The organism is Salinispora sp. CH2A1_6 (genome assembly GCF_056820975.1).
On record NZ_JBXEDG010000016.1, the window covers coordinates 483,702 to 500,705 of the forward strand.

The 17,004-nt window shown below is 70.7% G+C and carries 18 protein-coding genes; 11 read left to right on the top strand and 7 right to left on the bottom strand.

What is annotated here, in order from left to right; translation table 11 throughout:
* The first annotated feature begins 145 nt into the window (after window positions 1-145).
* Window positions 146-1,348 carry a glycosyltransferase gene (locus AC1UKG_RS23295; protein WP_018744116.1) on the top strand — a complete coding sequence of 401 codons (1,203 nt, stop codon included), beginning with the start codon at window positions 146-148 and terminating at the stop codon, window positions 1,346-1,348.
* Here the strand turns inward: AC1UKG_RS23295 and AC1UKG_RS23300 are convergent.
* From AC1UKG_RS23300 to aroA, 4 genes are all read right to left on the bottom strand, one after another.
* Window positions 1,303-2,226 (bottom strand): hypothetical protein, encoded by a 924-nt coding sequence (locus AC1UKG_RS23300; RefSeq protein ID WP_018744115.1) that lies wholly within the window; start codon window positions 2,224-2,226, stop codon window positions 1,303-1,305. The genes AC1UKG_RS23295 and AC1UKG_RS23300 overlap by 46 nt on opposite strands.
* Window positions 2,227-2,300: 74 nt before the next feature.
* Window positions 2,301-3,104 (bottom strand): histidinol-phosphatase, encoded by an 804-nt coding sequence (hisN, locus tag AC1UKG_RS23305; protein ID WP_018744114.1) that lies wholly within the window; start codon window positions 3,102-3,104, stop codon window positions 2,301-2,303.
* A 25-nt stretch (window positions 3,105-3,129) separates the two neighbouring features.
* On the bottom strand, window positions 3,130-4,254 hold the full coding sequence (rsgA, locus tag AC1UKG_RS23310; RefSeq protein ID WP_482643021.1) for a ribosome small subunit-dependent GTPase A: 1,125 nt from the start codon (window positions 4,252-4,254) through the stop codon (window positions 3,130-3,132).
* Entirely contained in the window at window positions 4,224-5,525 is a 1,302-nt protein-coding gene (gene aroA / locus AC1UKG_RS23315; RefSeq protein ID WP_018744112.1) for a 3-phosphoshikimate 1-carboxyvinyltransferase, read from the bottom strand. Before aroA ends, rsgA begins: the two co-directional genes overlap by 31 nt.
* 105 nt (window positions 5,526-5,630) lie before the next feature.
* On the opposite strand from aroA, the gene AC1UKG_RS23320 reads away from it, so the two are divergent.
* The 5 genes from AC1UKG_RS23320 to rsrA all read left to right on the top strand — a co-directional run bounded on the left by AC1UKG_RS23320 (window position 5,631) and on the right by rsrA (window position 8,953).
* Entirely contained in the window at window positions 5,631-6,350 is a 720-nt protein-coding gene (locus tag AC1UKG_RS23320) for an SOS response-associated peptidase (RefSeq protein ID WP_033662830.1), read from the top strand.
* A 191-nt stretch (window positions 6,351-6,541) separates the two neighbouring features.
* Window positions 6,542-6,931 carry a WhiB family transcriptional regulator gene (locus AC1UKG_RS23325; protein ID WP_026271319.1) on the top strand — a complete coding sequence of 130 codons (390 nt, stop codon included), beginning with the start codon at window positions 6,542-6,544 and terminating at the stop codon, window positions 6,929-6,931.
* A gap of 53 nt (window positions 6,932-6,984) precedes the next feature.
* The gene (locus AC1UKG_RS23330) at window positions 6,985-7,653 is read left to right on the top strand and encodes an alpha/beta family hydrolase (protein ID WP_018744109.1); all 669 of its coding nucleotides are present in this window, start codon (window positions 6,985-6,987) and stop codon (window positions 7,651-7,653) included.
* A 204-nt stretch (window positions 7,654-7,857) separates the two neighbouring features.
* Window positions 7,858-8,664 carry a sigma-70 family RNA polymerase sigma factor gene (locus tag AC1UKG_RS23335; protein ID WP_018744108.1) on the top strand — a complete coding sequence of 269 codons (807 nt, stop codon included), beginning with the start codon at window positions 7,858-7,860 and terminating at the stop codon, window positions 8,662-8,664.
* A 1-nt stretch (window position 8,665) separates the two neighbouring features.
* A complete protein-coding gene (gene rsrA, locus AC1UKG_RS23340) occupies window positions 8,666-8,953 on the top strand; it encodes a mycothiol system anti-sigma-R factor (protein ID WP_018744107.1) in 288 nt (95 codons plus the stop codon).
* 93 nt (window positions 8,954-9,046) lie between these two features.
* Here rsrA and AC1UKG_RS23345 read toward each other — a convergent pair whose 3' ends face one another.
* A complete protein-coding gene (locus AC1UKG_RS23345; protein ID WP_372492465.1) occupies window positions 9,047-9,121 on the bottom strand; it encodes a 50S ribosomal protein bL37 in 75 nt (24 codons plus the stop codon).
* 260 nt (window positions 9,122-9,381) lie between these two features.
* On the opposite strand from AC1UKG_RS23345, the gene AC1UKG_RS23350 reads away from it, so the two are divergent.
* Both AC1UKG_RS23350 and AC1UKG_RS23355 read left to right on the top strand, forming a co-directional pair.
* Window positions 9,382-9,603 (top strand): biotin/lipoyl-binding carrier protein, encoded by a 222-nt coding sequence (locus AC1UKG_RS23350; protein WP_018216856.1) that lies wholly within the window; start codon window positions 9,382-9,384, stop codon window positions 9,601-9,603.
* Entirely contained in the window at window positions 9,600-10,103 is a 504-nt protein-coding gene (locus tag AC1UKG_RS23355) for a GNAT family N-acetyltransferase (protein ID WP_018744105.1), read from the top strand. Before AC1UKG_RS23350 ends, AC1UKG_RS23355 begins: the two co-directional genes overlap by 4 nt.
* Window positions 10,104-10,116: 13 nt before the next feature.
* On the opposite strand, the gene AC1UKG_RS23360 is transcribed toward AC1UKG_RS23355, so the two are convergent.
* On the bottom strand, window positions 10,117-10,707 hold the full coding sequence (locus AC1UKG_RS23360) for a TetR/AcrR family transcriptional regulator (RefSeq protein ID WP_033662824.1): 591 nt from the start codon (window positions 10,705-10,707) through the stop codon (window positions 10,117-10,119).
* A 104-nt stretch (window positions 10,708-10,811) separates the two neighbouring features.
* On the opposite strand from AC1UKG_RS23360, the gene AC1UKG_RS23365 reads away from it, so the two are divergent.
* A complete protein-coding gene (locus AC1UKG_RS23365; protein ID WP_018813964.1) occupies window positions 10,812-12,389 on the top strand; it encodes an MDR family MFS transporter in 1,578 nt (525 codons plus the stop codon).
* Between the two features lie 21 nt (window positions 12,390-12,410).
* Here the strand turns inward: AC1UKG_RS23365 and AC1UKG_RS23370 are convergent, their stop codons facing one another.
* Complete coding sequence (locus AC1UKG_RS23370) at window positions 12,411-14,225, bottom strand: tetratricopeptide repeat protein (RefSeq protein WP_018744102.1); 1,815 nt, start codon at window positions 14,223-14,225, stop codon at window positions 12,411-12,413.
* A gap of 187 nt (window positions 14,226-14,412) precedes the next feature.
* Here AC1UKG_RS23370 and AC1UKG_RS23375 point away from each other — a divergent pair, with 187 nt between their 5' ends.
* The gene (locus AC1UKG_RS23375; protein ID WP_018744101.1) at window positions 14,413-15,444 is read left to right on the top strand and encodes an SIS domain-containing protein; all 1,032 of its coding nucleotides are present in this window, start codon (window positions 14,413-14,415) and stop codon (window positions 15,442-15,444) included.
* Window positions 15,445-15,469: 25 nt separating this feature from the next.
* On the top strand, window positions 15,470-16,996 hold the full coding sequence (locus tag AC1UKG_RS23380) for a PAS domain-containing sensor histidine kinase (protein WP_018744100.1): 1,527 nt from the start codon (window positions 15,470-15,472) through the stop codon (window positions 16,994-16,996).
* The last annotated feature ends 8 nt before the right edge of the window (window positions 16,997-17,004 follow it).

Below are 17,004 nucleotides of genomic sequence, written 5' to 3' on the forward strand. Positions count from 1 at the left end.
TGCCCCACGTCTCGTAACCGCCGCTCCGGCAGCCATCGCCAGTCGACCGCTACCGCCGATCTGCCACGTTTCGACTCCCCGACCCTGGGTTAATGGGACCCTCTGACCGGGAGGACCGCCACTGTGACGATGCCTGGAGGTGACCATGCGCGTCGGTCTCGTCTGCGCGCACGCTGACCCGTCCCGGCGTGCCGGCGGCCCGGCTGTCGGGACCCACCAGCACATCGCCCGGGTCGCCACCGAGCTCGCTGGGCGGGGCCACGACGTCCGGCTCTACGAACGCCGCGACGCCCCGGACCAGGCGGCGACGGCGACAGGGGACGGCTACCTGGTCGAGCGAGTCCCGGTCGGTCCCGCCGCAGCGGTGGCCACCGGCGAGTTGGTGGGCCACGTCGCCGAGTACGGCCGTTGGCTGACCGACCGGTGGGCGGACGACTGGGCGCCGGAGATGGTGCACGGGCACTACTGGCTCGGTGGGCTCGCCGCCGCGCACGCCGTCCGCGAGACCGACATCCCGATCGTGCAGACCTTCCACTCGCTCGGGTTGGAACAACTGCGCCGCCTCGGCGCGCGCTACCGCGCGCCGGAGGAGCGAATTCCGCTGGAGCGGGCCCTCGTGCGCGTGGTGGACATCGCGGTGGCTCAATCCAACGACGAGGTGGACGAACTGGCCCGGATGGGGCTACAACGTGCCTCGGTGGCGCTGGTCCCACCCGGGGTGGATGCGGAGCTGTTCCACCCCGATGGGGAGGCGGCGCCGCGCGAGGCGCGACCGCGGATCCTCTCCGTTACCACCCTCGACCCCGGCCATGGCCAGGAGGATCTGATCCGGGTGATCCGGATGGCTGGCGACGCGGAACTGGTGATCGTCGGTGGCCCGCCCGGCGATCGGCTCGCCGGGCACGCCGAGGCACGCCAGCTTCAGGAACTGGCCGAACGCAACGGGGTGGCCGATCAGGTGACTCTGGTGGGGGCGGTGCCGCACGAGCAGCTGGCCACCTGGTACCGCTCGGCGGACGTGGTGGCCTGTACGTCGGGTTACGCCTCGGCCGGCCGGGTGTCGTTGGAGGCGATGGCCTGCGGCGTGCCGGTGGTCGGGTACGCGATGGGTGGAATCGCCGACGCGGTCGTGGACGAGGTCACCGGACGGCTGGTGCCGCCCGGTGACGTACGCGCCCTGGGGGTGACGTTGCGCCGCCTGATGACCGACAGCGCCGAGCGGTTCGCCTATGGGCACGCTGCCGTGGACCGGGTGCGGTGCAGCTACACGTGGGAGCGGACCGGCGCTGCCCTGGAACGGCTCTACGAGCGGGTGGCCCGCTGCCGCGCCCCGGCTGAGGCCGCCTGAGCGCCTACCTGCCCTGGCGGCGCTGCCCTCGACCGGCCAGCGCTGACCAGCACCCGTTCCCGGTTACCGGTCACGGCGTGCTGGTGCTGCGGCTCCGCGTACCGGGTCAGCCCGAGTACGGCGGCGAGGGTGACCAGGAAGCCGGCCGTGGCCAGCCACTCCCGACCCGGCCAGATCTGGTCGCCGAGCAGCAGCAGCCCGATGATGGCTGCCGGCACCGCCCCGGCCGCGTCCATCGCGGCTACGGCGGCCGTGGTTGACCCGCGTTGCATCGCCAGGCCGAGGAGGAGCTGGCCGATGACCGAGTGGGCCACCAACAGGTAGAGCAGCGGATCGCCGAGGAACCCCTCCACCGAGTGGGTCGAGGCAAGTGGCCGGGCCGCCACCGCCGCGGCGGAGAAGGCCAGGCCGGCGAGGGAGCCGAGCGCAACCGATCCGGGCGCGCCGTGCAGCCGTACCGCGAAGAAGCCCAGTAGGGCGATCACGCCGAAGGTCGCCGCCAGGGTGACCAGGCCGGCGGTGCCGAGCTGCCGCGAGGGTGCCGGCCGGGCCGAGAGCACCAGCCCGGTGATCCCGGCGACGAGCAGCACCAGCAGAACGATCTCCGCCCGGGGCAGTCGCCACCTCAGCAGGAGCACCCCGAGGAGGGCGGTCACGCCGAGCCCCGCCGCCATGCTGGCCTGCACCAGGAAGAGCGGAAGGTCCCGTCGGGCCAGGAAGGCCAGGACGAATCCGCCGACCTGGCAGCCCAGACCGAGTAGGTAGGTGCGGTGTCCGGCCAGTCGCAACAGCAACCCCGGATCGAACGAGTGGTGCACGGTGGTGCGGGCCGCCGCGACCGACTGGAGCAGGTTGGCGATCCCGTAGGCGATGATCATTGCCGCGAGGAAGCACCAACCGGAGGAAACCACAGCGCGAGGATAGAGGTTGACCGAAATCAGCGCGCAGGTACTCAACCCAGGCGGGCGAGGACGTTGGTGTGTAGCGGACCGTTCGTGGCGATCGCGCTGACTCCGCCGGAGCCGATGTCCCCCGGGGCGGGCTGGCCCGCCAGGTTGGTGAAGGTTCCGCCCGCCTCGGTCACGATCGGCACCAGCGCGGCGATGTCCCACAGCGACAGCTCCGGCTCCACCATGATGTCCAGCGCCCCCTCGGCCAGCAGCATGTAGCCGTAGAAGTCGCCGTATGCCCGACTGCGCCAGGCGTCTCGCATGATCTGTAGGACCGCCGGCAGCCGGCCGCTCTCCTCCCAGCCGTTGAGCGAGGAATAGCAGAAACTGGCATCGGTCAGCTCGGCCACCGCCGATACCTGGACCGGCGCACCGGACGCCTGGTCCGGCCCTGCGTACGCCCCCTCGCCGAGCGCCCCCCACCAGCGTCGCCCCAGAGCCGGAGCGGAGACCAGCCCGACGACCGGATGGTCCCCCTCGAGCAGGGCGATCAGCGTGGCCCACACTGGTACGCCGCGAATGAAGTTCTTCGTCCCGTCGATCGGGTCGATCACCCACCGTCGCCCGTCCGGGCCGGCGGCGGGCTGCTCGCCGTACTCCTCACCGAGGAGACCGTCGTTGGGGCGCTCGGCGGCGAGCAGGGCCCGAATCTCCTGCTCGACCGCGGTGTCGGCGTCGGAAACCGGGGTGAGATCAGGCTTCGTCTCCACCCGAAGGTCCACGGCGCGAAAGCGTGCGGCGGAGACGGCGTCGGCGGCGTCCGCGAGGCGGTGGGCGAGGGTGATGTCGGCGGCGTAACCCTTCATCCAGGGAACAGTAGTGCCGGTCCGGTCAGCTCCCCGCCGACGGGCTACTCGGGTCTCGGGAACTGGGCTTGGTGCGCGGCTCGCTCTCGCCCGTGCGTGAGGCGAGGAGCCGCCGGTATGAGGCCAACCGGCGTGGGTCGGCCTGGCCGGCGGCGACTCGGGCGCCCAGTCCGCAGAGCGGCTCACCGACAGTGTGTGGGCAGTTCGCCGGGCAGTCGGCCGCCCCCTCGGCGAGGTCGGGGAAGCCGTGCAGAAGGCTCTCGGCGGAGACGTGGGCCAGCCCGAAGCTGCGGATTCCCGGGGTGTCAATGATCCAGCCCTCGGCGGTGTCGGCGACCGGTGGCAACGGCAACGCCACCACACTGGTTGACGTGTGCCGGCCTCGACCGATCGCGCTGACCTGGCCAACTGCCCGGGTGGCCGCGGGGACCAAGCGGTTGACCAGGGTCGACTTACCTACCCCGGAGTGCCCTACCAGCACCGAGATCCGCCCAGCGAGGAGGCCGCGTAGCGCGTCCAGGGTCGAGTCAGGGCAGATCAGGACATAGGGCAGCTCCAGGTCGGCGTAGTACCCGAGCACCTCCTCCGGCCCTGCGAGGTCGGCCTTGGTGAGGCAGAGCAGCGGTTCGATGTCGGCGTCGTACGCCGCGACCAGGCAGCGGTCGATGAAGCCGGTCCGGGGCGGCGGATCGGCCAGTGCGCTGACGATGACGAGCTGGTCGGCGTTGGCGACAACGACCCGTTCCAGTCGCCCTTCGGCGGTGGTCGCGTCATCTTCGGCGGTGCGTCGCAGCACCGAGCTGCGGTCGGCTATGCGAACGATCCGGGCCAGCGCCCCCGGCCTACCGGACGTGTCGCCAACCAGCCCTACCTGGTCGCCTACCACGACGGACTTGCGACCCAACTCCCGGGCCCGCATCGCGGTCACCGGCGCCTGCTTTGGGTCGGCGCCCTCCAGTACGCAGGTGTAGCGCCCGCGGTCCACGGCCGTGACGAACCCCTCGACCGCGTCCGCGTGGCGCGGGCGCCTGCGGGTACGTGGGCGTGAGGATCTGCCGGGCCGAATCCGGACGTCGTCCTCGTCGTACTCCCGCCGCCTCGTTGCCAGGACAGCTCCCCTCAGCTCTTGCCGGTCACCATCGCCGACCATAGCGCCGGGAACTCCGGCATCGTCTTCGAGGTGCAGGCAACGTCGCTCAGCTCGATGCCGGGCACGGCCAGCCCGGCGATCGCGGCGGCGTGTGCCATCCGGTGGTCGTGGTAGGTCTCAAACACTCCGCCGCGAAGCGGCCGGGGTCGGATCGCCAGCCCGTCCTGGGACTCGGTGAGGTCGGCGCCGAGAGCGGTGAACTCGCGGGCGAGCGCCGAGATTCGATCGGTCTCGTGCCCCCGGATGTGGGCGATCCCGGTAAACCGGGAGGGGGAGTCGGCGAGCATCGCCAGCGCGGTCAAAGCCGGGGTCAGCTCACTCACGTCGGAGAGGTCGGCGGTCAGGCCGTGGACGGTGCCGGTGCCCCGCACGGTCAGCCCGGTGGTGGTGAGGGACACCTCGCCCCCCATCGCCTGCAACAGCCCGCGGAGCCGCTCGACTGGCTGGACGCTGCCGCCCGGCCAGCCGGTCACGGTTACCTCTCCGCCGGTGACCAGTGCGGCGGCGAAGAAGGGGACCGCGCCGGAGAGGTCGGGCTCGATCTCCCAGCCACGGCCGGTCAGTGGGCCCGGTTCGACTGTCCAGACATCGGGGGTGGTGTCATCGATGGCGGCACCGGCGGCTCGCAGCATCTGCACCGTCATCCGCAGGTGGGGTGCGGAGGGCACCGGCGGGCCGACGTGTCGAACGACCACCCCTCGGTCGAAGCGGGGAGCCGCCAGGAGCAGCCCGGAGACGAGTTGACTGGAGGCGCTGGCGTCGATCACGACCTCGCCGCCGCGAATGTTTCCGCCACCGAGCACGGTCAGCGGCAGGCTCCCGGAGGCCGGCGAGGTGATCCGGACACCGAGGCGGCGCAGGGCGTCCAGGAGTGGCCCCAGCGGACGCTGGCGGGCCTGTGGGTCGCCGTCGAAGGTGATTCGACCGTCCGCGAGGCCGCTAACCGGGGGCAGGAAGCGCATCACCGTGCCGGCGAGGCCGACATCAATGTGCGCCGGCCCGGCCAGCGGGTGCGGCCGGACCAGCCAGCGTTCGTCATCGCTGGTCGAGACGTGGGCACCCATCGCCCGTAGCCCGTTGGCCATCAACTCGGTGTCCCGGGCTCGCAGGGGCCGCGCGAGCGTTGATGGGCCGGTAGCCAGGCCGCTGAGCACCAGGGCGCGCGCGGTGAGTGACTTGGAGCCGGGCAGGCGCAGCTTCGTCGAGACCGGATCCGAGGCGGTCGGGGCGGTCCACGGCAGCGGCGGCCGGGTGGCGGTCAGATTTCCCACGGTTACATTCTGCCGCCTTTACTACCGGTCATCGTCGGCTACCCCCGGGTGCCGGCCCGCTTCGCGGGACGGCAGGCGACCGGTTGGGACGCTAGCGTGTCCGGTGTGTGCGGGAGATACGCGACGACAAGGTCCGCGGGGGACCTGAGCGCGATGTTCGAGTCGTACGACGAAACGGGTGGTCGGCTCGGCGCGGCCTACAACGTCGCCCCCACCGATCCGGTGCCGCTGGTCCAGGCCACCGTGGCAGGCCAGCGGGTGCTTTCGCTGGGGCGCTGGGGCTTCGTCCCGGCCTGGTCGCGCTCCCCGGCCGGCGCTGCTCGCATGATCAATGCTCGGGCCGAGACGGTGGCCACGAGCCGGGCGTACGCCCGTGCCTTCGCCTGCCACCGGTGTCTGCTGCCGGCGGACGGTTGGTACGAGTGGGTCCGTCACCCGGGTGGCAAGCAGGCGTACTACCTGACTGCCCGGGACGGCTCGCCGGTCGTCTTCGCCGGCATCTGCTCGGTGTGGGAGGGCCCGGGCGGGCCGTTGCTCACCTGCAGCATCGTGACCACCCCCGCCCGCGGTGACCTGGCCGACGTGCACGACCGGATGCCGTTGTTGCTGCCCACCGAGCGGTGGGGTGCCTGGCTGGGGCGCACGGACCAGCCGGCGGATCTGCTCACCCCGCCGTCGCTGGAGTGGCTGGCCGGGTTGGAGGTCCGTCCGGTGGGGTCGGCAGTGGGCAACGTCCGGAACGACGGCCCGGGGCTCGTCGAACGGGTCGCGGCGTCGGTGCCGCACCGGCGTGGCAGCGGGTCTGGGGAGGGGACACTTTTCTGACGTATTCGCGACTTAAGGTCAGGTGATTTGTCGGTTTTAAGAGCAAAACTGTCTTGGTTAATTCAACTTTTTCCCGCTACCCCTTGTATCGACGTCGAAAAGTGCGATACACCAGAGCGCCGGTGGTGGGTGTCGATCCGCATGCAGCGAGTCGCGCCCGAGATTTCCGGTCCCACGGGGGAGGTGGGTGGATGACCAGGGCACGTATGCCCCGTCCACACGAGGTTGCCGCTGCACGACGTGACACGCGCCTGTTGCGGGCCCTGCACGAGCGTCAGCGAGACGAAGCATGGCGTACCAGAGGTCTCTGCCAAAGCGTTGACCCGGAAACTTTCTTTCCGGCACCCAACGAGCCGGCGGACGCCGCTATAGCGCTCTGTCATACCTGCGACGTGCAGGGGGCCTGTCTCGCCTGGGCGCTGGAGGTTGGCGACTGCTACGGCGTCTGGGGTGGCACCACCCCGCGCGAGCGCCGGGCCATGCTGGTCGCCTGGCGCGGCGAGGTTCAGCCAGCACTAGCCGATGCCGGTCGGCCGCTGGTCCGGGGCCGGCGGCTGGCCCCGGTGCCGCTCGGCCGTTGACGGCCGGCGTGGCGGCGTGATCTGCGCATCGGCGTGACGGTCAGAATGGTGGCGTGACGCCGACCGAGGAGATCATCACTCCGCACGGGCCGGCCGGGGTGGAGCTCGATCGGCCCGTCGGTCCGCCGGCCGCTCTGTTGGTGCTCGGTCACGGAGCGGGCGGCGGGGTGGACGCGCCGGACCTGCTCGCGCTCCGGGAGGCTGCGCTGACCGCTGGTCTGGTTGTCGCCCGCGTGACTCAGCCCTACCGGCTCGCGGGGCGCCGCGCACCCGCGCCCGCGCGGCAACTCGACGTGGCCTGGACGGTGGTGTTGTCCGTGCTTCGGGCGCGGTGTCCCGGAGTTCCGCTGGTGGTGGGCGGCCGTTCCAGCGGTGCCCGGGTGGCCTGCCGCACCGCCGACGCGGTTGGGGCGGCCGGCGTGGTGGCCCTGGCGTTTCCGCTGCATCCACCGGGCCGGCCGGAGCGGTCTCGCGCCGCCGAGCTGCCGGCCAGCGTGCCGACGTTGGTGGTGAACGGCGACCGGGACCCCTTCGGGGTGCCGGTGGCCGCGGTGCCGACGGTGCGAGTCGTCACCCGGCCGGGGGAGCGGCATGAGCTGCGCAAGGATCCGGCGGGCGCGGCGGCGGTCGTCCTTGACTGGCTGCGCGCCGGTGGCTGGACCCGCGCTCCGGATCGGCCGTTGCGGGGGGCCGGATCGTCCGACTGCGCCGATGAGGCGTGACCGCGGTGGAAGACTTTCGTTGCTTTGGATGGTGCCGCGTGCCCCAGCCCGGCGGCGGCGCCGGTCCTCCCGGGCCCTTCCTGGTCCCAGCTCCGCCCCCGCCGAGGTTGGGTCGGGACCAGGAAATGGGCCGATAGCTGGAATTCCCGCCCCGCCGACCTGCGTTACACCCCGCGGACGACTTTTCGACGAGGGGGGTGGCCGGTGCCGGTCGAGACGCAGGCCCGGGAGTTGGACGATCGGGACACACGGCGGCGGCACCGCGTGCTGGAGGGGCCGAGCTGGCCAGCGGTGGCACCGGCGGACCGGGTCTCGGTCGGGCACCTGGGTGGAAGTGAATCTGTCGGCGGGGTGTTGCACGTATCCTCGGCGAGGAAACATCCGACCCGAGGGGATGCGCGGTTGACCACCGAGAAGACGGACGAGCGCAGGGCCCGCTTCGAGCGCGACGCGATGCCCTTCGTTGACCAGCTCTACGCTGCTGGACTACGGATGACCCGCAACCCGGCAGATGCCGAGGATCTGGTCCAGGAGACGTACCTGAAGGCGTACGCCGCCTTTCACCAGTTCGAGCAGGGCACCAACCTGAAGGCGTGGCTGTATCGAATCCTGACCAACACCTACATCAACTCCTACCGCCGGCGGCAGCGGCAGCCGATTCAGGCGCCGACCGACGAGATCACCGACTGGCAACTCGCCGAGGCCGAGTCGCACACCTCCAGCGGGCTGCGCTCCGCTGAGACGGAGGCGCTGGACCGGTTGCCGGACAGCGACATCAAGCAGGCGCTCCAACAGCTACCCGAGGAGTTCCGGCTGGCTGTCTACCTCACTGACGTCGAGGGCTTCTCCTACAAGGAGGTAGCCGAGATCATGGGTACGCCGATCGGCACCGTGATGTCACGCCTGCACCGCGGTCGTCGTAATTTGCGCAAGCTGCTGGAGCAGTACGCGGCCGAGCGGGGCTTCAGCTCTGCGTCGTCGGCCAAGGGCTCGACCGGCCGGGGGGTATGACGTGAGTTGTGGAGAGCCGCACGAGACGGACTGCCGCGAGGTGTTGGCGGAGGTCTACCTGTATCTGGACCTGGAGTGCGCCGAGGAGCGGCGGAAGCTGATCCGGCAACACCTCGACGAGTGTGGTCCGTGCCTGCGCGAGTACGGCATCGAGCAGGAGGTTCAGGCGCTCGTGGCCCGCTGCTGCGGTAATGAGACCGCACCTGACCAGCTTCGCGAGCGGCTCCGCAGCAAGCTCGCCGAACTCGTGGTCTTCGGCAGCAGTGAGTCGCGTGAGTTGGCTGACTGACCGGGGTGACACCGCGGTGGCCCGGACCGATTTCGGTCCGGGCCACCGTCGTTTCCGCTGGCCGAGCCGGCTGTGCCTGGGCGCGGCGGCGGCTCAGGAGTTGGGGCGCTTGCCGTGGTTGGCCGCGCCCTTCTTGCGGGCCTTCTTCTTCCGGGCCCTCTTGGCCATGGTGACCTCCTCGTTGGTGGGCGCCACGGCGGCGTGACCGCCGCGGCGGGAAAACGGACGTGTTCGACCCTAGTGCCGTTGCCACCGGCGGACGGGCCCGGCCCGCGGCGTCGCCCGGCGAGGCCCCACGCCGCTTCTCGAATCGTGCTCGGGTGGTACTGGCGCCTGCCAGGCTGGATGTCTGGTCTTGGCGTGGCTGCCCCGCCCCGACCCGGCTCATGATTGGATACGTCGGCAGGACAGTCGTGAGAGAAGGGGCTGTGGAGATGGCCGAGGAGATCCGCGCCGAGATGGTGGCGAACGTCTGGAAGGTCGTCGCGTCGGCCGGGGACACCGTGTCCGAGGGGGACACATTGGTGATCCTGGAGTCGATGAAGATGGAGATCCCGGTCGTCAGCGAGTCCGACGGCGTCGTGCAGGAGCTGGCGGTCAACGAGGGGGACGTGGTGCAGGACGGCGACCTGATCGCGGTGATCGGTTGAGTCTCCTGGTCCGCCCCGTCAAGCCGGCTGAGCATGCCGCGGTCGCCCAGCTGACGGTCGCCGCCTACGAGGCGGACGGGCAGCTCAAGGGGGAGAACGGTTACGCGGCGGTGCTCGCCGATGTCCCGGCTCGGGTGGCGCACGGTGAGGTGTTGGTCGCCGTGGACGTCGGCACCGACGCCGTGCTCGGTTCGGTCCTCTTCGTCCTGCCCGGTACCCGTTACGCCGAGCTCTCCGGAGCCGGCGAGGCGGAGTTCCGGATGCTCGCCGTGGACCCGGCAGTGCAGGGGCGGGGAGTTGGCGCGGCTCTGGTGGAGGCGTGCGTGGCGCGGGCGACCGAGTTGGGCTGCTCTGCCCTGGTGATCTGTATTCGGGATGGCCTCGCCGCCTCGGCGCAGCGGCTCTATCAGCGGCGGGGGTTCACTCGGGCGCCGGAGCTGGACTGGTCGCCGGTCGCCGGCGTGCTCCTGCGTGGACTGCGGCTTCCGCTTCCCGCCTGAGTGGAGGGTTGGGTCAGCGGGGGGCGTCGGTCGGGGGTGGGCCGATGGCGACGATCAGTTCGTCGGCCACCTTCAGGGCGACCTCCCTGCGCTCCTGGTCGGTGAGACCGGGCGCTCGTACCCCGAACCAACTGCTGTGTACGGAGAAGAGCGCGAGGGTGGCCCGGAGTTGGGCCTCGGCGGAGGAGTCGTCGCCACAGAGCAGGTTGGCCAGCTGGAACATCCGCTCCCGTATCCGCTGCCCGGCGGCGAGACTCCGTAACGCTGTCTGGTTCTGCTCGAAGAAGCGCATCACTGACGAGTGTTGCCCGGCGCACATCGTGTCCGCGTATCGACTGATTACGCCCCGTCGGGTCGTCAGTGTGGCGGGTTGGGCCTCGGCCCAGGCGACGAGGTCGTCCAGCTGCTCGAGGCGGTCCTCGACGAAGCTGTTGACGATTTCGTCCTTGCTCTTGAAGTGGTAGTAGAGCGCCGCCTTCGTCACGTCGAGCCGTTCGGCGATCTCCCGGAGCGAGGTCTTCTCGTAGCCCTGCTCGGTGAAGAGTTCCAGGGCGACGGTCTTGATCCGTTCCCGTGTGCTGCCGGTGCTCTCCCGCACTCTCATCACCTGACCCGCTTGACTGTCGTCGGCACCCCAACTTACCGTGCGGCTAGTAAGCTAGCTAGCCGGTCGGCAAGTAAGCTCATCACCCCCGGGGGGAACAACGTATGACCCAGGCAACCCAGGCGGCCCCGGCACCAACGCGACCGAATATCCGGATCGTGCTCTTCAGCCTGATGATCGCCATGATGCTGGCGATGTTGGACAACATGATCGTCAGCACCGCACTGCCGAGGATCGTGGGTGAGTTCGGCGGGCTGAACCACTTCACCTGGGTTGTTACCGCCTATGTTCTCGGGACCACCGTCTCCACTCCGATCTGGGGCAAGCTCGGTGATCTCTTCGGCCGGAAGCCGATCTTCCTGACCTCAGTGGTGATCTTCCTGGTCGGATCCGCGCTCTGCGGCATGGCGGGCTCCGACCTGCTCGGCGGTCCGGACGACGGGATGGTGGAGCTGATCGCCTTCCGCGCGGTGCAGGGCCTCGGCGCGGGTGGCCTGATGGTCGGCGTGTTGGCGATCATCGGCGATCTGGTGCCGCCCCGCGAGCGGGGCCGCTACCAAGGGATGATTGCCGGAATCATGGCGATCGCCCTGGTGGCTGGCCCGTTGGTCGGCGGCTTCATCACTGACCATCTCTCCTGGCGCTGGGCCTTCTATGTCAACCTGCCCCTCGGCGGGGTCGCGCTGGTGCTGCTCGTCGCCACCCTGCGGCTGCCCCGGCATCGCACCGAGCATCGGATCGACTGGCTCGGTGCCGCACTGCTCGCGGTCGGCATCACCGCGATTGTGCTGATCACCACGTGGGGTGGCAACGAGTACGCCTGGCGTTCGCCGCAGATCGTTGGCCTGATCGTCCTCGCGGTGGCGTCGCTCGCCGTTTTCGGGGTCGTCGAGCGGCGGGCGGTTGAGCCGGTCCTGCCGCTTTCCCTCTTCGCCAACCGAAACTTCGCGCTGATCTCGGTGATTGGCTTCCTGCTCGGCTTCGCGATGTACGGGGCGATGAGTTTTCTGCCGCTCTATCAGCAGACCGTGCAGGGCGCCACCGCCACCGAATCCGGGTTGCTTCTGCTGCCGTTGATGTTCGGCATGCTGGTGGTCTCGTTGGTGGTGGGGCGGACGATCACCAGGACCGGCCGGTACCGGGTCTTCCCGATTATCGGCGGTGTGGTGATGAGCGCTGGCATGGTCCTGCTGACGCGGCTTGACGCGCAGACCGAAGTGGCGGAGTCCTCGCTCTACCTACTCGTGCTCGGCGTCGGCATGGGCTTTCTGATGCAGACGACGATGCTGATTGCGCAGAACAGCGTTGATCAGCGTGATCTGGGCGCGGCCAGCGGTGCGGCGACCTTCTTCCGTTCGATCGGTGGTTCGTTCGGTATCTCGCTCTTCGGGGCCGTCTTCGCCAGCCGGCTGGCCAGCTCCCCTGGCGGCGGGATGTTCGGCGGTGGTGAGGCCGGAGCGGCGATGGACCTCGCGAAACTTCGGGAGCTACCAGAGGCGGTCCGGGACCTGGTTCTCGGTGGTCTCGCCGACGCGGTCTCGCACGTGTTCCTGTGGGCCCTGTTGTTCACCCTCGTGGTACCGGTGCTCGCCTGGCTGATCAGGGAGATTCCGCTGCGTACCGAGAACATCCCGGTGCCGGCCGGCGAGGCGGAGCGCCGACGCCCGGATGCCCACCGCTGACCCAGCGTCGGCCCGGCGAGGTCAGTGGCGGCGAAACGTTGTCGTGATGCGTCGCCAGAGGCGGCGGAGCGGGCTTGGCGGCGCCGGAGCCGGCGGCCGGCCACCGACCACGGTCTCGGCCAGCGCTCGGGACTCCGGGGCCAGGTCCGGGGTGGCCAGTGCCAGATGTGCCAGGGACCGGGCGATCGGGACCGGACGGGCCCGCGCCACCTCGACCGCATCGGCGAGTCGTTCGGCGACCACCCCGGCGACCTCGGGGCGGACCGCCGGGTCAACCCAGGCGACGGTGACCAGGGCGAAGAGTGCGGCCTCGGTAGCCCAGTCCTCGACGCCCCAGGCCAGGTCCAGCAGCACGGCCCGGCGGGTGGAGGTCGGCCACGGCTCGTCGGTGCGGTGGTGTAGCAGCCCGAGGCAGGCCCACACCTGAACACTGCGGACCCAGAGGGACGGGTTTTGCTCGTCGAGGACCCGACCCAGTGCGGTCGGTGGGGTCGCCGGCGGATGGGCCAGCAGACCGAGTAGGTCGGTCAGGTCCAGGGTGGCCAGGGCCACGGCGGCATCGTATGCCGCCGGCGGGTGGGGCCACGCCGGATGCACGAACTGCCGGAGGTGCTCCGCCGCCAGTGGCGACGGGGCTTCGACGGCGGGTGTGCCGTCGTGCCGCCACAGGTGCCAGGCCACCACGCGTCGGGGTTCCCGCGGGTCCGGGCCTGGCCCCTGCGCCAGTTGGACGCGCAGCCCGGGCACGGACCGGGTGAGGGTGTGCAGGGCACTCGGCGGCACCGGCGACCCCAACCGGATGGTGGCTCCCAGCTGACGGCCGGCATGGTGGGCCCGGAGCGCGTCAACAGCGGGTCCGGCGGCCGGAGTGATCTGCCCGAGCCAGGGTTGGCCGGCGCAGGACTCGGCGAGGTCGGTGTGCTCGTGGGAATCCTCGGGGTGCTCCCGGACGAAGTCCGCCAGTGCGATCAGGTGGGCGACATCGCCGTCGCGTTGGAAGCGCAGCCGCTGGGCGGTGTGCACCGCACAGTCAAACGTCGGGTCCCGGGCGAGCGCCCGGTTGATCCAGTCAAGCGCCTCGTCCAGCCGTCCGTGGTCGGCGAGGGTGCCGGCGATGTCGGCGTAGACGGCCAGGTCGTCCGGGTCGTGCGCAACGGCACGCTCCAGCGCCGCGAGGGCCTCTCGGATTCGCCCCGCGCTTCGATAGGCGTACCCGAGCCAGACCTCGCCGATCTTGGATGGCTCGGCGCGTAACCCCTGAGCGGCCCACCGGACGGCGAGCGTTACCTCGCCGAGCCGCCGGGCCAGGGCGGAGGCGGCCCCGAACAGCAGCGCGTGTCCGTGGTGCGCGGTCACCGCGTTGCGCGCCAGCGTGAGGTAGGGAGTGAGGGCGGCCCGGCCAGTTCGGGGAATCGGATCGGCGGTCGCGGCGCAGACCTGCATGAGAATCTGGGCGGTACGCTCCGGCCCGAGGCGTTCGGCCAGGTCGGGCGCGGTAACCCAGGGCACCTCCGCCCATGGCTCGGCAGGCGCGTAGCCAGTGGCCGCGACGAGCAGGTCCAACCCTTCGGCGGGCCGGCCGGCCGCGGCGAGTAGGTGGGCCCGGGCGACCACGGTGCCGACGAAGACGTTCTGGTGCAGGGGAAAGAGGTCGAGTCCGTCGCCAGCGACGGCAGCGAGCCGGGAGAGTAACTCGTGTGCCTCGGGAAGGGTCGGTGCCTGTGCCAGCGCCCCCGCGATGTGGGTGGCGGCGTGCGCCAGGTCGCCCTCGGTGAGCGCTAGTCGGGCCAGGATCAGTTCCTCCGCCGCCGGCAGGTCTCGCTTGTCCGGGGACACGTTTCTTCTCCCGCCGTGGTGGTATGCGCTCCGGTCGGTCAGCGTAGGTGATAGTGAGGATTTTTAGCGATGGTCTCGCGCTGCTGCTCGTTGTGTTGCGCTTGAGCGCTGAAAAGTGCAAGACTGAACATAAAAGCGCGGGAATCGCGCATCAGGAGGAGTTTCTGTGACGCGTCCAGGGGCCGGCATGGCCGCCGACATTGACGAGCAGCCGGCGGCATACGCCCGCCTGCTCTCCGCTGAGCATGCCGGGCCGATCGCTCGGGTCGCCGCCGCCATCGCCGAGCACCGACCGCGACACGTGGTGTTCACCGCCCGCGGCACCTCAGACCACGCCGCGCTCTACGGCACGTACCTGACCGAGATCCGGTTGGGTCTGCCCGCCGGGCTCGCCTCGCCCAGCTCAGTCACCGCGTACGGGGCCCGTCCAGACCTCTCCGCCGCGCTCGTGGTCGGGGTGAGCCAGAGCGGCGGCTCCCCGGACCTCACCGAGGTGCTGCGGGCCGCCCGGAACTCCGGCGCGCTCACCCTCGCAGTCACCAACGCGCCGGACTCGCCACTCGCCGAGGCAGCGGAGCTGAGCGTGGACATCGCCGCCGGGCACGAACGGGCGGTGGCCGCCACCAAGACCTACACGGCCGAGCTGCTCGCCCTGCTCATGTTGGTGGAGGGCATTCGGGCCGGCGACGGCGTGCTGCCGGCCGCTGAGCGCAGCGCCCTCGACACGCTGCCCGAACTCGCCGCGCGTACCCTCGCCGACCCGACGCCCGCCCAGCTCGCCCCCCGGTACCGGTTCGCCGCGCAGCTGGTCACGACCGGCCGCGGGTACGCGTACCCGACCGCGCGGGAGGCCGCGCTGAAGCTGATGGAAACCTCGTACCTACCGACGCTGGCCTTCTCCGGTGCCGATCTGCTGCACGGTCCGCTCGCCATGACCGATCCGGACGTGCCGGTGCTCGCGGTGGTCGGCTCCGGCCCCGGCGGCCAGGCGATGGGAGAGGTGCTGCCACGGCTCGGCGAGCGTCGCGCCGATGTGGTGGTGGTCGGCTCGGCGGAGGTGCCCACCGCAACGCGAATCGCCGTCCCCGAGGTTGACGAGCGGTACGCGCCGCTGCTGGACATCCTGCCGCTGCAGCGCCTGGCCCTGGCGCTCGCATTGGCCCGAGGCGAGGACCCGGACGCGCCCCGGGGTCTGAAGAAGGTCACCGCGACGATGTGAGCTCCGGCGTGGCAGGCTGGGCGGCGTGTCCACGCTGCGCGACCTCGCCGACGAGCACACCCAGCTACGTCCCGCTGACATCGATCATCTGCACCGGATCGCGGGCGACTGGCAGTTGCTCTCTGACATGTCCTTTGCCGACCTGCTGCTCTGGGTGCCGGTGGGCGAGGACGGGACGTTTCTCTGCGTGGCCCAGGTGCGACCGACCACCGCGCCCACCGCATACCAGCATGACCAGGTAGGCCGAATCACCGGTGGGCCGGAAGTGGACCACCTGGAGGTCGCCTACCGGCGAGGCCGGATCTGGCGGGAGGGCGATCCGGTCTGGTATGGGGACGTGCCCGCCCGGCACGAGGCGATCCCGGTGCGGCTGCGGGCCGCCGACGGTGAGCAGGCCGAGGTGATCGCCGTGGTCGGCCGGGACACCAACCTGTCGACCGCTCGGACCCCCAGCCAACTGGAGCTGAACTATCTGACCACGGCGGACGACCTGGCGCAGATGCTCGCCGACGGCACCTTCCCGCCGCCCCGGCATCCGGGGGAGACCACCTCCGCTCCCCGGGTCGGCGATGGCCTGGTCCGGCTGGATGCGGGCGGCAGGGTGACGTATGCGAGCCCGAACGCGCAGTCGGCGTACCGACGGGTCGGCTACGCCTCGGACCTGGTGGGGGAGGACCTCGCGGCGCTACACCGGCGCCTCGCCGATGACCCGCTCGAGGGGACCGACGCGGCCAACGCGGCGCTCGCCGCACTTCGGGGCGAGGCACCGCCCCGACGTGAGATCAACGCGCGCGGGGCGACCATGCTGACCCGGGCGCTACCGCTGATCCCGGCCGGAGTGCCGATCGGCGCGCTGGTGCTGGTCCGCGATGTCACCGAGGTCCGGCGCCGGGACCGGGCGTTGATGACCAAGGACGCCACCATTCGGGAGATCCATCACCGGGTGAAGAACAACCTCCAGACGGTCGCCGCCCTGCTGCGGCTGCAGGCCCGCCGGGTGGCCATGCCGGAGGCGCGGATCGCGTTGGAGGAGTCGGTCCGCAGGGTCGCCTCGATCGCGTTGGTACACGAGACGCTCTCCATGTCCAACGATGAGGTGGTCGAGTTCGACGGGATTGTGGACCGGGTGGCGAGCGCGGCGACCGAGGTGGCGGCGACCGAGTCGACCGTCCGGATGCGCCGTCAGGGCAGCTTTGGCGTGCTCACCGCCGAGCTCGCCACGTCGCTGGTGATGGTCCTCAATGAGCTTCTGCTGAACGCCGTCGAGCACGGGTTCCCCGCCGATGACGAGGCGGGCGAGCACTCAGGAGCCGCGGGCTTCTCCCCCGAGGTGGTGGTCTCGGCGCACCGGTTTCGCAAGATCCTGCATGTGTCGGTCGCCGACAACGGTGGTGGACTGCCGCCGGGCTTCGACGCCGAGCGCGGCGGCAGCCTCGGCCTGCAGATCGTCCGTGCGCTGGTCACCGGGGAGCTGTGTGGCACGATCGAGCTGCGGACGAGTGCCAGCGGAGGCACCGAGGCGCTGCTCGTCCTTCCACTCAACCGGCTGTGACCATCCGG

Bases quoted from the DNA above. Each gene is read 5' to 3' on its own strand.
- AC1UKG_RS23375 (WP_018744101.1), top strand. From the start codon at position 14,413: ATGGCCGCCGACATTGACGAGCAGCCGGCGGCATACGCCCGCCTGCTC.
- AC1UKG_RS23365 (WP_018813964.1), top strand. From the start codon at position 10,812: ATGACCCAGGCAACCCAGGCGGCCCCGGCACCAACGCGACCGAATATC.
- AC1UKG_RS23360 (WP_033662824.1), bottom strand. From the start codon at position 10,707: ATGAGAGTGCGGGAGAGCACCGGCAGCACACGGGAACGGATCAAGACC.
- AC1UKG_RS23325 (WP_026271319.1), top strand. From the start codon at position 6,542: ATGACCAGGGCACGTATGCCCCGTCCACACGAGGTTGCCGCTGCACGA.
- hisN (WP_018744114.1), bottom strand. From the start codon at position 3,104: ATGAAGGGTTACGCCGCCGACATCACCCTCGCCCACCGCCTCGCGGAC.
- AC1UKG_RS23295 (WP_018744116.1), top strand. From the start codon at position 146: ATGCGCGTCGGTCTCGTCTGCGCGCACGCTGACCCGTCCCGGCGTGCC.
- AC1UKG_RS23300 (WP_018744115.1), bottom strand. From the start codon at position 2,226: ATGATCATCGCCTACGGGATCGCCAACCTGCTCCAGTCGGTCGCGGCG.
- rsgA (WP_482643021.1), bottom strand. From the start codon at position 4,254: ATGGTCGGCGATGGTGACCGGCAAGAGCTGAGGGGAGCTGTCCTGGCA.